The organism is Enterobacter sp. BIDMC93, from assembly GCF_001037805.1.
GTDB classification, from domain to species: Bacteria; Pseudomonadota; Gammaproteobacteria; order Enterobacterales; family Enterobacteriaceae; genus Enterobacter; species Enterobacter hormaechei_C.
The window spans coordinates 1,701,340-1,714,823 of record NZ_KQ089962.1 but is presented as its reverse complement, the minus strand read 5'-3'; the positions used below and the strand labels follow the sequence as shown (position 1 = coordinate 1,714,823).

The window sequence follows — 13,484 nt, the reverse complement described above, 5'->3', positions numbered from 1 at the left end:
TAGGTTACTGATCTTCGCCGTAACCGAGGCTGCGCAGCGCACGCTCATCATCGGCCCAGCCAGATTTCACTTTCACCCACAGTTCCAGGTGAACCGGTGCTTCAAACATGTCCTGCATGTCTTTACGGGCTTCGATTCCGATAGTTTTGATCTTGGCGCCTTTATTGCCGATCACCATCTTCTTCTGCCCTTCACGCTCAACGAGGATCAGACCGTTAATATCGTAGCCGCCACGCTCGTTGCTCTGGAAACGCTCGATCTCCACCGTCACAGAGTACGGCAGTTCAGCGCCCAGGAAACGCATCAGCTTCTCACGGATGATTTCAGACGCCATAAAACGCTGAGAGCGATCGGTGATGTAGTCTTCCGGGAAGTGATGAGTCGCTTCCGGCAGATGCTTGCGCACGATACCCGCGATGGTATCAACGTTCAGACCCGTTTCCGCAGACAGCGGGACGATGTCCAGGAAGTTCATCTGGCTGCCCAGCCATTGCAGGTGCGGCAGCAGATCGGCTTTTTCCTGCACGTTGTCCACTTTATTGACTGCGAGGATCACCGGCGTTTTGCCGTCGCGCAGCTTGTTCAGGACCATTTCGTCGTCAGGCGTCCAGCGGGTGCCTTCCACAACGAAAATCACCAGCTCTACGTCGCCGATGGAGCTGCTCGCCGCCTTGTTCATCAGACGGTTGATGGCGCGCTTCTCTTCCATGTGCAGGCCCGGGGTATCGACGTAGATCGCCTGATACGCGCCTTCAGTATGGATGCCGACAATGCGGTGACGCGTGGTCTGCGCCTTACGCGAGGTGATAGAAATCTTCTGCCCAAGCAGATTATTCAGCAGGGTGGATTTGCCAACGTTCGGACGTCCGACGATGGCAATAAATCCGCAATAGGTTTTGTCGATGCTCATTCCAGCTCCAGCATTTTTAACGCCTGTTCGGCGGCAGCCTGTTCAGCCTTACGACGGCTTGAACCCGTGCCGACCACCGGTTCACTCAGGCCACTGACCTGGCAATGGATGGTAAATTCCTGATCGTGGGCTTCGCCACGCACCTGCACCACCAGATAGGATGGCAGCGGCAGATGACGACCCTGCAAATATTCTTGCAGACGCGTTTTAGGATCTTTTTGTTTATCGCCCGGGCTGATTTCGTCCAGGCGGGTCTGATACCAGTTAAGGATCAGCTTTTCTACGGTCTGGATATCGCTGTCCAGGAACACGCCACCGATCAATGCCTCGACCGTATCGGCAAGGATGGATTCACGACGGAAACCACCACTTTTCAGCTCACCTGGCCCCAGACGCAGGCATTCACCCAGCTCAAATTCGCGTGCGATTTCAGCGAGGGTATTGCCGCGCACCAGCGTGGCGCGCATGCGGCTCATATCACCTTCGTCCACACGCGGAAAACGATGATAAAGCGCATTTGCAATCACGAAACTTAAAATAGAGTCGCCTAAAAACTCGAGACGCTCATTATGTTTGCTGCTGGCACTGCGATGGGTTAATGCCTGTTGCAACAACTCCTGATGATGAAAAGTGTAGCCCAGCTTCCGTTGAAGCCGATTAATTACGATGGGGTTCATGCGATACCAATAAATGAATGCGTCAAAAATGCAGCACACGAAACCGACCTGAGAAAACCAACGCGGTTTCGTGTGCCGTGGCACCCTTGCAGGGCCAACCTTAAACTTCGGGGGAATATTCTATACACAACGACAGGGGATGTCGTTAGTTCAAAGAGATTTATCGCTGAAATAATTCACGTAGCGGCGAATAAAAGCCGCTACGTGTTATTTTTGGCGAAAATTAATGAATTCCGCCAATACGATTCAGGCGAACGCCGGTCGGCCACTCGCCTTCCTGCTTCTCAAAACTCATCCAGATAGCGGTTGCTTTACCGACCAGATTCGCTTCCGGCACAAAGCCCCAGTAACGGCTGTCCGCAGAGTTATCGCGGTTGTCACCCATCATGAAGTAGTGTCCCGGCGGCACAATCCAGGTCGCCAGCTGTTGGCCTGGCTGCTGGTAGTACATTGCCAGCTGATCCTGTGCGATGGGCACGGTCAGAATGCGGTGAGTAACATCGCCCAGCGTCTCTTTGCGTTCAACCAGACGAATGCCATTCTCTTTGGTTTCACCTTTTGGCACCTGGAAGAATCCGCTGGTCGCTTCACCGCCGTTACGGCGGGCGAAGGTCTGCACAAAATCAGCTGGCTCAACGTTGGAGTAAGTGACTGGCAGCGCATTTTCACATGCGGTGCCAGAGCTACAGCCTGGCTGAATGGTCACCTCTTTCGCCACCGGATCGTAGGTCACTTTATCGCCCGGCAGACCTACCGCGCGTTTAATATAATCCAGCCGCGGATCTTCCGGATATTTAAACACCACGATGTCGCCACGTTTCGGATGACCCGTTTCGATCAGCGTTTTCTGATAGATCGGATCTTTGATGCCATAGGCAAACTTCTCAACCAGAATGAAATCACCGATCAGCAGCGTTGGCATCATCGATCCTGACGGGATCTGGAACGGTTCATAGATAAATGAACGCACCACCAGCACAATCGCCAGCACCGGGAATACCGATGCCCCTGTTTCCAGCCAGCCCGGTTTTGGGCCGACTTTTTTCAGGGTTTTCGCGTCCAGCGCATCGCCCGTGGCTGCCTGCGCGGCAGCCTGACGTTCACGGCGTTTTGGGGCGAAGATAAACTTATCCAGGCACCACAACAGACCTGTCACCAGGGTAGCGATGACCAGGATCAGGGCAAACATGTTCGCCATGCCAACTCCTTAAGGTTATTTACCGTTACCGTCTTTACCAACATGAAGGATGGCAAGGAATGCTTCCTGCGGCAGCTCAACGTTACCGACCTGCTTCATACGCTTCTTACCTTCTTTCTGCTTCTGCAACAGCTTTTTCTTACGGCTGACGTCGCCGCCGTAGCACTTAGCCAGAACGTTTTTACGCAGCTGCTTCACGGTTGAACGGGCAATGATGTGGTTGCCAATGGCCGCCTGAATCGCAATGTCAAACTGCTGACGCGGGATCAGATCTTTCATCTTCTCAACCAGCTCACGACCACGGTACGGGGCGTTATCGTTGTGGGTGATCAGCGCCAGCGCATCCACACGCTCGCCGTTGATCAGCACGTCCACACGAACCATGTTCGAGGCCTGGAAGCGTTTGAAGTTGTAGTCCAGCGACGCATAGCCACGGGAGGTAGACTTCAGACGGTCGAAGAAGTCGAGCACCACTTCCGCCATCGGAATTTCATAGGTCAGCGCCACCTGGTTACCGTGGTAAACCATGTTGGTCTGAACGCCACGCTTCTCAATACACAGGGTGATCACGTTACCGAGGAACTCCTGCGGCAGCAGCATGTGACACTCTGCGATTGGCTCGCGCAGTTCCTGAATATTGTTCAGCGGCGGGAGCTTGGACGGGCTGTCAACGTAGATCACCTCTTTCGACGTGGTTTCTACTTCGTAGACAACCGTCGGGGCGGTGGTGATCAGATCCAGATCGTATTCACGCTCCAGACGTTCCTGAATGATCTCCATGTGCAGCAGACCGAGGAAGCCACAGCGGAAGCCAAAGCCCAGCGCCGTTGAGCTTTCTGGCTCGTAGAACAGGGAGGCATCGTTGAGGCTCAGCTTTCCGAGCGCATCGCGGAAGTTTTCGTAATCGTCAGAGCTGACCGGGAACAGACCCGCATAAACCTGCGGTTTCACCTTTTTGAAGCCTGGCAGCGCTTTATCTGCCGGGTTACGTGCACCGGTCAGGGTATCGCCCACCGGCGCGCCGAGGATGTCTTTAATTGCACAGACCAGCCAGCCCACTTCGCCGCATTTCAGTTCGGTACGGTCAACCTGTTTTGGCGTGAAGATGCCCAGACGGTCAGCGTTGTAGACCTGGCCGGTGCTCATGACCTTGATTTTGTCGCCTTTACGCATGGTGCCGTTTTTAATACGCACCAGCGAGACAACGCCGAGGTAGTTATCAAACCAGGAGTCGATGATCAGCGCCTGTAGCGGCGCATCCGGGTCGCCTTCCGGCGGCGGAATATCACGCACCAGACGTTCCAGTACGTCCGGAACACCGACACCGGTTTTCGCCGAGCAGCGCACTGCATCGGTCGCATCAATACCGACGATGTCTTCAATCTCTTCCGCTACGCGCTCAGGATCGGCGGCTGGCAGGTCGATTTTATTCAGAACCGGCACCACTTCAAGATCCATTTCCATGGCGGTGTAGCAGTTTGCCAGCGTCTGGGCCTCTACGCCCTGCCCGGCATCCACCACCAGCAGCGCGCCTTCGCAGGCCGCCAGCGAGCGTGACACTTCATAAGAGAAGTCAACGTGCCCTGGGGTGTCGATAAAGTTCAGCTGATAGGTTTCACCATCGGAAGCTTTATAGTCGAGCGTCACGCTCTGCGCTTTGATGGTAATACCGCGTTCGCGTTCCAGGTCCATGGAGTCCAGAACCTGGGCTGCCATTTCACGATCAGACAGGCCACCGCAAATCTGGATAATACGGTCAGACAGCGTCGACTTACCGTGGTCAATGTGAGCAATGATGGAGAAATTTCTTATGTTTTTCATATGTATGGATTTATTTACTCGCTATGCGGATTAAATCTTCTTGATGGACACAGCGGTGGACACTCCACAGTAACTACCCCATCAACGACTGGCATGCATATTACACTGTAGCGCCCAAATCGTCAGCATACGATCTCCTGTTCATTGAGTGATAACGAGTGCCTACAGTTAAGCAATGTAAATTAAATTGTTGGGCAGTCATCATCACCCAGCGCGCGGTTGATGAAGAACGTCACTCTACCAAGCACCTCCCCCCTTCCAGAGCAGCACCTTCGATCGCTTCGCCATCATCTGTCATGAGTGACAGCCCCATCAGATTGGCAAACTGTGTGTGGCAGTCGCACAGAATCAACAACACATCACCTGGCGTCTTCTTCATTACAGGTTCGATTACCGCAAAGCCTGTATCAGTTTCGAAGCTCGCTCTGCAACTCTTACTATCGCCCCATCACCGGCCAGTCGCCGCCCGTTTTGCATACGACAGGCGGCAGTTTACTTTACTCGTTCTATTGAGAATAATGCGTGTATTACTCAGCTTTTTTTATCTTCTTTTTCTGCCTCGTAAATTGCTCTTATACTTCAATTTCCACTCATTGTTCCGTAGACAGCCAATAGAGCAGTCAAGTAATCCTATTTTGTAAACAAGCTTGGTAACCTGAGTCTGTCGCAGACCCAGTAAGTTTTAAGCCTATTTTCAAGAATCATTGAGGGGCGGTACTAGTTGAGATACCGAGTGGTTTATAAATTACGTTTTGAGTTAGCTTTTAACTTTCACAACTGAAAACTCGCAAATCCATTTCAACATACTTATATACTTCTACTTGTAAAGTATTGGACCAGACGTTGACATTCTCAATAACAATCAAGAGATTCTTGCTTCAACGGAAGTTGAATTAACCTTCCTCCACAAGCAGAAACGACATGCCCTGCCGCTTAAAATTCGTCACATAGTACAACATCATCACGGAAAAAACCGTTACAAGAGTTTACTCTCCCGGCGAATAATTTCACCACCCAGCCACTCTTGTTTGTATATCAACTGCCTGACAAATTCGTATCTCGTACTCGGAGTGTTATCGTTCTTGGCAGATACAGAATCCATCAAGTTCACAACCTCAACAACTGCGTGATTTTTACAAATTGCCGTGGTTGCTTTATGGATATTATCAAGTCTTATCCTTGATGCCTTTGATCTTACTCTATCAATTTTACCTTTGGTTTTTAGCCAATTTTTGCTGTATTTCTTTCTTCTCGCCAGTGTTTTATTGAGACGGATTAACTTTTTCTTTTCTTCCGCTTGGTAAGTGTTATCACCGCCAACCCCAGATGACAGATGAACGCTATTCACATTATTAAGTACAATTGTAGTTTTGATATCAGAGGGGTGTATTGGATCAGGAACTGTTTGCTCTGTATTAAAACTGATATACCATTTTCCCTGATTAAGGGAAATAGTTGCATTTTTTAAATCACCAATGATTTCACGGCTCTTGCGATACTTTACCCAGCCGACTTTAGGGAGAGATACCAGTTTTTTTTCTTGATCTACTCTAACCCTTTGGCATGGTATACGGAAAGAATCATGCCGACCTTTCTTTTTAAACTTTGGATATTGTGATTTGCCGGTGAAAAAGTTTCTGAATGCTCTGTCTAAATCTCTTAACGATTGCTGTAAACACTGAGATGGAGCTTCTTTCAACCAAGAAAGGCTCTCTTCATTCTTCCATTCCACTAATTCAGAAGCCAGCTGATTGTAGCCTATGAATTTTTTACCCGAACGGTAATTCTCGTTAAGAAGAGCAAGGCCTTTGTTGTAAACAAAACGACAGGAACCAGCAAAGGCCAAAAAGTCAGATAACTGACCTTTGTTTGGTTCAAGCAAAAATTTGAATGCCTGTTTTTTAATCACAACTGGACCTGTGTAAACGGAGCAAAACTGGTGAAATTCTAAATCATCGTGCGAGCTTTGATTAGAGGATTTGACTACTTTTAACGAGCTTATTCAGCCAATAAAAAAGCCCCACATATATGGGGCTTTGACACTTAATATGAAATTAGCCTTGCAGCAGAGACAGAACCTGCTGAGGAACTTGGTTAGCTTTGGACAGCACGGAGTTACCTGCCTGCTGAATGATCTGCGCTTTGGACATATTCGACACTTCAGTCGCATAGTCGGCATCCTGAATACGGGACTGCGCTTCAGACAGGTTGGTAGTGGTGTTATTCAAGTTAGTTACCGCAGAGCTCAGACGGTTCTGTACTGCACCCAGAGAAGAACGGAACTTATCGATAGAGGCGATAGCATCGTCCAGCGCTTTCAACGGGTCAGAAGTAGCTGCCGAAGCACCTTGCGCTTCTGTGGTTATTGAACCATCGGCTGCCTTATACAGAGCAGCTCCTTTATCATCAATAAAGCTTCCGTTAGCAAATTCTTGATAAGTAGTAGTTACCGTTTTTTCTGTATCAGTAGTTAGCTTTCCATCTAAATCCAGGTTAACAGCTTTACCGCCAGCAGTTACCGCTCCACCTGCATCAGCGTCGTAAGAAGCAGCACCGTTAGTAACAGTATAAACTTTACCAGATAATGCTGTTGCCATATCGTCAGCAGAGATCGATGCACCTGTAATTTTAAATCCTGTTGCACCTGAACCAGTAGTTGTTAACGTACCTTTATCAGCCGTGGTAATTTCGCTTGCAACAGCAGAAGCGCCAGACATCAATCCTGCAAGCGTAGCTGCTGGAGGCGTGCCTGCACTGTTCTTGGTCAAGTTACCAGTAGTATCAAGATACAGTTGTGCATTATCATCAGCCGCAGTGATATTTCCTGCGCTATCAATGATAACATCTTGAGTGGTTGTACCAATTTTAACTGTAGCAGTAGCGGAACCACCCTTGGTCAGATAGTTGAGGGCATTTGCTGATGTTACATCTGTTGCATCAAATTTGTAGGACTTGCTGGCTGTATCAAAGGTGTAATCAGCGTCAGCATCAACGCCTAAACCGTTAGAGATGGTTGGTGCTGTCTGGCTGATTTTACTGCCGTTTGCAACGCTATTCAGCAAGTCAGCTGTAGTCGCTGACTGATAAGTAGTAACATCATTTTTAGTCCAGGTGTTGTTACCGTTTGCTCCTGGAGTCTTAGTAAAGCCGGTCAGGTCTGCTTCGGTCAGTTTAGCATTATCAACAGCACCTTTACCATTTACATTAAACCCTTTCAGATTCAAAGTATCCGAATCGATTTTTTTAAGGTCAATACTGATGGTCTGACCATCGTTTGCACCAACCTGAATTTTCATAGAGCCGTCTTTAGCCAGCACGTTCACACCGTTGAACTGAGTCTGTCCGGAAACGCGGTCAATTTCGTCCAGACGGGATTTGATTTCGTCCTGGATGGAGTCCAGATCAGACTGGGAGTTAGTACCTGTAGAAGACTGAACGGTAAGTTCACGGATACGCTGTAAGTTGTTGTTGATTTCAGACAGTGCGCCTTCAGTGGTCTGCGCAACGGAGATACCGTCGTTGGCGTTACGCGCAGCCTGAGTCAGACCTTTAATGTTAGAGGTGAAGCGGTTGGCAATCGCCTGGCCAGCAGCGTCATCTTTTGCACTATTGATACGCAGGCCGGATGACAGACGCTCAATGGCTGTTGACATCGCAGACTGGTTCTTGTTGATGTTGTTCTGAGTGATCAGCGAGAGGCTGTTGGTATTGATGACTTGTGCCATGATAGTAATTCCTATTTGACTGAACTTAAATTAAGTTTACGGCTTCCACCATTTGGCTCCTGCGCCGCTATGTTCACTATCGGCAAAGTATTCTGGACCTTTAGAAGAAAAAGTGAAAACCGTCCCCATCTGCTTTCAGGCCCCAAGCGAAACAGAACTGTATGCTTGTGATAAGTTCGTCTTAACGCCCTTCAACCCACCATAATAAAGCCATATAATTCAATAAGTTGAGCATCGTAAATAAACTATCTCGTTTGACAAACTGGCTCCCTCTTATAAACCTCTAATCTCTTCATTTCTCAGCACTCAACAAGCGAGCATAACCCGATGCTCCGATGGTAAGACCTATCCAAGGCGCAAATGCTTAGCTATCTCATCGGATGGCACCTTGTTTTATCTGTCTTTTTTAGTAGGTGTATGTAAGATGGTTTTACATTACAGTCATTCTCTGTCTAATACATGATCAGGAGATTTGTTCAGTGAATGTTTCTGCCCGTTTTGTTATACTATTAAATCTTGCATGCGCTGCTTTATTATTTACTCTACTCAATGCCAGGTTTGATTTATTCTGATCAGGATCTCATTTTACTTACTCGAAATCCCTCCTAAGATTCATGCATGTACATATCTTACATCCAATCGAGTAGTAAATCGAAAATCATCAGGGAGAATAATGACTTGATAAAGGACGTGATCATTGACCATCGTCCTAACTTTCCATAAACAGGTGGGTATTTAGTGTATGAACCCTCGTCCAACTAGTTCCTTCCGATTACCCTTAAAGCACTTTTCATGGTGATGTTTTTCCTTGTTACATATTTGGATGCTTGTTTTAAGGCATTATTCATTGCTATTACAGTCACAGGCCTAGCTAACCCTTTAACTCGATTTGATCTACTCTGGAAAACATAAATATCAGAAGGATAGCAATCCTTTCTGTACGCAATTAACTTAGAAAGCAATAAATTTAATCTAATTGTTCGTGGCTCAAATTTTGGAGTTCCAGCCAAGTGCAGCATGTCATCTTCGATATCGGAATATCTAATAGTAATCACCCTGCTGCCTTCAGCACGGATAGAAAACAATGTTAACCATAAGTCTGCCCATGTTGATGAGATTTTAGACAATTCAAAGTGAATAGCCCTAAACTCTTCAGGTGTAATAGAATCTGTTTTTGCCATGAATACCCCCAATGCTCAACCCAACCGCTTACCAAAATTTCAACAACTTTATTACATTATTTCAATACTTTATTACGAAAATTGGATTAAATGTTCAATATTTTTTTCCTCTACCCCTACCGCGCCGGAAATTTTTTATACAAGGTGCACACCGCAACGTCGTAAATAATCGCCACCTGCTTTCTGTCCATTCCGTTTGCGATCAGCCTGCCAGCCTGCGCCCATTGCTCAGGGGTTAACTTCGGCCTTCTGCCGCCTATGCGCCCTTTCTCCCGGGCTGCCGCCAGTCCTGCCCGGGTGCGTTCCACGATTAACTCCCTCTCCATCTCGGCCAGGGCTGACATGATGTGGAATATGAAACGCCCCATTGGGCTGGAAGTGTCGATGCTGTCCGTAAGGCTTTTGAAGTGGATGCCGCGCTGCCGGAGTTCGTCGACCAGCAGTACCAGATTTCGCATGCTTCGCCCGAGGCGATCCAGCTTCCACACTACCAGCGTATCGCCCTCACTCAGCGTTCGAAGAAGCTTTTTAAGCGCTGGCCGGTTCGCTACCGTCCCGCTCATTTTTTCCTCAAAAACCTGTTCACATCCTGCGCGTTCGAGAGCTTGTCGCTGAAGATCTGTGTTTTGGTCATTTGTTGACACCCTTACGTAGCCAATTAGCATGTTTTTCACCCAATATTTTCTGCAAAAAATCAGGTGAAGTTATCGGCATGGATGCCGCAGGGCAATCTATAAAACGTCGGTTTAGGAAGTAGCGCGACACGGGATGCTTACAGCTCGACAGGACAGATGTTATCCCGGGGAGATTTTGGCTTGGGCGGGCCGGGTAATAGTAGTGCTGGCTGGGATATAGCTATCGATGGCCGATTTTTAAGTAGCCCTTATGACGGTCCCTCAGCTACTGCTGTGTTTATGGGGATAAACTGTGCTCATAGTTCCGATTCATCCTACTGCTTTCAGCTTGGGGGACGAGGAAACCAGGGTATGTGGTGGAGGGCAAGAGAAAGCGCCTCATTCCTTCCATGGTTACGAGTTTATGACACTGGTAACACTACCAGAGCTAGTGACGGCACGTTAAAAGCAGCTTCCCCAGTAGTTAAACTGTATGCAGACGGTTCGTTTGAAACTAATAACGAATCAGAGGGCTGTACCGTAACTCGCATGAAAGCCGGAGAGTATCTGATCGAGGGCTGCATGGGTATGAATTCAGATGCGGCGTGGGGTGGGATTGATGGTGGCTTCGATATCCCTAAAGATCGTAATGGGCAGGCCCTAATCTGGCTTGACTATGAGGTTAATGCCGACGGATCAGTGCTCGTGAAAACATTCCACCGGGAATACCCGTCAGCACCGATATTTGCGAGGAACTCACGGGAAGGTTTCGTGGATGGCGAACCGGCCGATATTCCGGCCGATCAGTTTGTCAGTGTCCGTGTAGAGATGCCGCAAAACAGTATCTGGAATCAGCGTGCAGCTATGGCTGAAGTTTCTGATTGATCATCTGATTAAAGGCAGAATCATCAGGCATATCCAAGCGAACATCGATCCAGCTGTTCACCGGCACGTCCATCGGTTCCCCTTTTGTTTTGACGATCTCCCCTTCATCGCTCAGCATGTATTTTCGCTTAAACAGGCGGATAGTCAGCCCACCGCTTTCTGCCTGCTCTGCTTCAACAATCCCAAGCTCTCCCATGCCGCCTGGGTCCATTGGCGGCAGTAACTGCCATCCCTCTGACGCCAGGCCTGCCGAACCTCTCAGCACATAAACACCAACATCGACCCGGGAAATTTTGATTCCTTCAGCTTCGGTGTTCGCAGTACCGCAGCCGCACCATGCAAAACCATCCTCGGATATATCCGTGCGCTGGTTCTGTTCCTGAGAATTAACAATGCGAGCAACAGGTGAGGCCGCCTTTAGGGTGCCATCACTTGCTTTAGTCGTATTACCCGTTGAATATAATTTGACAGGTGAAAGCCACGTACCGCCTGCCTGTTTACGAATTGTGATATTTGCGGCTGACTGAGCTGACATTGCTTCATCGACCAGCATAAATCCGTAATTCGCACTATCTCCTCCTGAGGCCGCATTAGAACCGTTCCGATGGCGAACAGAAATATAGCTCCGCCATACATTATCATCAGTTATTCGGGCAGAACCTATTGTGGAAGGGTTGGTTGAAATATCATTAAACCAGCCAGTAGAAGATAAGGTTCCATCGATGTTGACACCAATTGCGGCCCCCCTGTTGCTACCCGTACCTCCCAGTGACACAGGCACGTAACCATTGCTGTCTACCAAACCGACCTTTATTCACCCGCATCAGCAGTCATGGCCAGCTCTGCTGCTCTGATTTTTTGGTTGTATAAAGAATCGGCAGGCATTTCGACGCGCACGGACACGAACTGGTCGCTAGGAATGTCGACAGGATCACCGTCACCCACGCCTTCCAGTTCGTTTCTGGCGAATGCAGGCGCATCAGGGTGAGTACGATGATAGGTTTTTACCAGTACCGAACCATCGGCGTTAACCTCATAATCCAGCCAGATAAGCGGTTGCTTGTTGCGATCGGTAGGGATGTCAAAACCTCCATCGATGCCGCCCCATGCTGCGTCTGAGTTCAGCCCCTGACACCCTTCCACCAGATATTGGCCTGTGACCAGACGGGTTACAGTGCAGCCCTCCGATTCGTCATTCGTCCGGTATGAGCCATCGGAAAATATTGCCACCACTGGCGATGCAGCTTTCAATGTACCGTCGCTGGCGCGGGTCGTGTTGTATTCGCTATAAAGCTTAACCCAACCCCTCCAGCCATTTGCATCCTTCACGTTGAATGCAAGGGTAGTGTTATCAGCCTGAAGAGCTTGCATTGCGGAGGTGGCATATCTACACATGACGAGAACAGGCGCGTACGGGTTAAAGAAATTAACTCCCGTAGCGCCACCGCCAGCGTAAATGCCACCTTTTTCAATGGTCTTAAAATCAGTAGTCAGGGGCAACCAATCCGCGCCTATCCCAAACTGCCCTACAGTTAGCACACCATCAGCAGGGTAAGTCTCGTTGGACCGCGCATTAAGTATGGCTGATGTTCCTAAACCGAGGTTTGTGCGAGCGTCAGCGACATTCGTTGCCCCGGTCCCGCCCTGCCCAATCGGGATAGCTCCATTACTCCCCTTCTGCGCCAGCTTACCGATCGCCGGAATAGTTACACGAGTGCCGTTGATGGTAACGGTGATGTTCTGGTTTGCTGAGGTGGTGGCGAACGTCTCCCACGCGCCGATGTTCTCGTCATACTCGTTGATGAGCTGAGACATGCTCTGCGCCAGGCCATCGACCGAGAGACTATCAGTAACAAGAATGCCGTACTTCTGGCCGCTGAGCGCCGGAGACGCTGCGGGTGTAACCGTCAGTGACGTCGCACTGTTGATGGCCGTGATCTGAAACATCTGTACCGGGTTAGAAAGAACAAACAACGTCTGGCCAACCCGAATCTGGCTGGCCGGTGCCGTCCAGTTCGTGCCGGTGCCGGTGGCTGTATTTCCGTTAATGGCGATGGTGCCAGTGTTATAAAGCATATTTTCTCCAGGCAATAAAAAACCCCGCCGGAGCGGGGTTTGTTCAAAACTGAATGGGTTAGTGGCAGGTGGTGCTGGTGAACGTGTTGGCGCTCACCCATGACCAGTTAAAGGGATAACCGGCGCGGTACTGCGTCTGATTATTTTGCTTGCGGACTCCGTAGATCTGGACGCTGCTTTCCTGTCCGCCAACCAGGGCTGTTCCGGTGCATACAGGTTGCTGCTTCTCAATAACGCCAGCGCAACCGGAGAGCAATACCGCTACCGCCAGGCAAAGAATCATATTTTTCATAGTTGTTATATCCCAGGGCATTCATGAAGCTACACAATAACAATATGAATTAACGGGATATAATTGATTTGGTAGATCAATTATTCGAAATTGATCGTTCAAAAC

At 49.0% G+C, this 13,484-nt stretch carries 12 protein-coding genes; 1 reads left to right on the top strand and 11 read right to left on the bottom strand.

The annotated features are described in order from the left end of the window. Positions 1-4 precede the first annotated feature (4 nt). The 8 genes from era to SK58_RS08175 all read right to left on the bottom strand — a co-directional run bounded on the left by era (position 5) and on the right by SK58_RS08175 (position 10,177). Positions 5-910, bottom strand: a complete 906-nt coding sequence (era, locus tag SK58_RS08205) for a GTPase Era (protein ID WP_003860709.1) — start codon at positions 908-910, stop codon at positions 5-7. After that, the gene (rnc, locus tag SK58_RS08200) at positions 907-1,587 is read right to left on the bottom strand and encodes a ribonuclease III (protein ID WP_003860711.1); all 681 of its coding nucleotides are present in this window, start codon (positions 1,585-1,587) and stop codon (positions 907-909) included. Before rnc ends, era begins: the two co-directional genes overlap by 4 nt. Positions 1,588-1,810: 223 nt before the next feature. Then, the gene (lepB, locus tag SK58_RS08195) at positions 1,811-2,785 is read right to left on the bottom strand and encodes a signal peptidase I (protein WP_006811565.1); all 975 of its coding nucleotides are present in this window, start codon (positions 2,783-2,785) and stop codon (positions 1,811-1,813) included. 15 nt (positions 2,786-2,800) lie between these two features. After that, positions 2,801-4,606 (bottom strand): translation elongation factor 4, encoded by a 1,806-nt coding sequence (gene lepA / locus SK58_RS08190; RefSeq protein WP_003860714.1) that lies wholly within the window; start codon positions 4,604-4,606, stop codon positions 2,801-2,803. 976 nt (positions 4,607-5,582) lie between these two features. Then, positions 5,583-6,515: an RNA-guided endonuclease InsQ/TnpB family protein gene (locus SK58_RS08185; protein ID WP_048219653.1), complete on the bottom strand. Its 933-nt coding sequence runs from the start codon at positions 6,513-6,515 to the stop codon at positions 5,583-5,585. A 145-nt stretch (positions 6,516-6,660) separates the two neighbouring features. Then, positions 6,661-8,331 carry a FliC/FljB family flagellin gene (locus SK58_RS08180; RefSeq protein WP_032635822.1) on the bottom strand — a complete coding sequence of 557 codons (1,671 nt, stop codon included), beginning with the start codon at positions 8,329-8,331 and terminating at the stop codon, positions 6,661-6,663. A gap of 758 nt (positions 8,332-9,089) precedes the next feature. After that, the gene (locus SK58_RS22845) at positions 9,090-9,512 is read right to left on the bottom strand and encodes a hypothetical protein (protein ID WP_047729222.1); all 423 of its coding nucleotides are present in this window, start codon (positions 9,510-9,512) and stop codon (positions 9,090-9,092) included. Positions 9,513-9,628: 116 nt separating this feature from the next. Then, complete coding sequence (locus SK58_RS08175) at positions 9,629-10,177, bottom strand: recombinase family protein (protein WP_006811570.1); 549 nt, start codon at positions 10,175-10,177, stop codon at positions 9,629-9,631. 321 nt (positions 10,178-10,498) lie between these two features. Here SK58_RS08175 and SK58_RS08170 point away from each other — a divergent pair, with 321 nt between their 5' ends. Further along, positions 10,499-11,011 (top strand): phage tail fiber protein, encoded by a 513-nt coding sequence (locus SK58_RS08170; RefSeq protein ID WP_306461097.1) that lies wholly within the window; start codon positions 10,499-10,501, stop codon positions 11,009-11,011. Here SK58_RS08170 and SK58_RS23175 read toward each other — a convergent pair. Genes SK58_RS23175 through SK58_RS08155 form a run of 3 tightly spaced genes read right to left on the bottom strand, consistent with a single transcriptional unit; the run spans position 10,989 to position 13,379 of the window. Continuing rightward, positions 10,989-11,813, bottom strand: a complete 825-nt coding sequence (locus SK58_RS23175) for a phage tail fiber protein (RefSeq protein WP_229654969.1) — start codon at positions 11,811-11,813, stop codon at positions 10,989-10,991. The two genes, SK58_RS08170 and SK58_RS23175, sit on opposite strands and share 23 nt — an antisense overlap. Before the next feature lie 8 nt (positions 11,814-11,821). After that, complete coding sequence (locus SK58_RS08160; protein ID WP_047727259.1) at positions 11,822-13,087, bottom strand: phage tail fiber protein; 1,266 nt, start codon at positions 13,085-13,087, stop codon at positions 11,822-11,824. A 58-nt stretch (positions 13,088-13,145) separates the two neighbouring features. After that, positions 13,146-13,379, bottom strand: a complete 234-nt coding sequence (locus SK58_RS08155) for a phage exclusion lipoprotein Cor (protein ID WP_017382566.1) — start codon at positions 13,377-13,379, stop codon at positions 13,146-13,148. Positions 13,380-13,484: the final 105 nt, after the last annotated feature.

Coding starts and splice junctions, on each gene's coding strand:
- era (WP_003860709.1), bottom strand. CDS start 910: ATGAGCATCGACAAAACCTATTGCGGATTTATTGCCATCGTCGGACGT.
- rnc (WP_003860711.1), bottom strand. CDS start 1,587: ATGAACCCCATCGTAATTAATCGGCTTCAACGGAAGCTGGGCTACACT.
- lepB (WP_006811565.1), bottom strand. CDS start 2,785: ATGGCGAACATGTTTGCCCTGATCCTGGTCATCGCTACCCTGGTGACA.
- lepA (WP_003860714.1), bottom strand. CDS start 4,606: ATGAAAAACATAAGAAATTTCTCCATCATTGCTCACATTGACCACGGT.
- SK58_RS08180 (WP_032635822.1), bottom strand. CDS start 8,331: ATGGCACAAGTCATCAATACCAACAGCCTCTCGCTGATCACTCAGAAC.
- SK58_RS22845 (WP_047729222.1), bottom strand. CDS start 9,512: ATGGCAAAAACAGATTCTATTACACCTGAAGAGTTTAGGGCTATTCAC.
- SK58_RS08175 (WP_006811570.1), bottom strand. CDS start 10,177: ATGCTAATTGGCTACGTAAGGGTGTCAACAAATGACCAAAACACAGAT.
- SK58_RS08170 (WP_306461097.1), top strand. CDS start 10,499: ATGTGGTGGAGGGCAAGAGAAAGCGCCTCATTCCTTCCATGGTTACGA.
- SK58_RS08160 (WP_047727259.1), bottom strand. CDS start 13,087: ATGCTTTATAACACTGGCACCATCGCCATTAACGGAAATACAGCCACC.
- SK58_RS08155 (WP_017382566.1), bottom strand. CDS start 13,379: ATGAAAAATATGATTCTTTGCCTGGCGGTAGCGGTATTGCTCTCCGGT.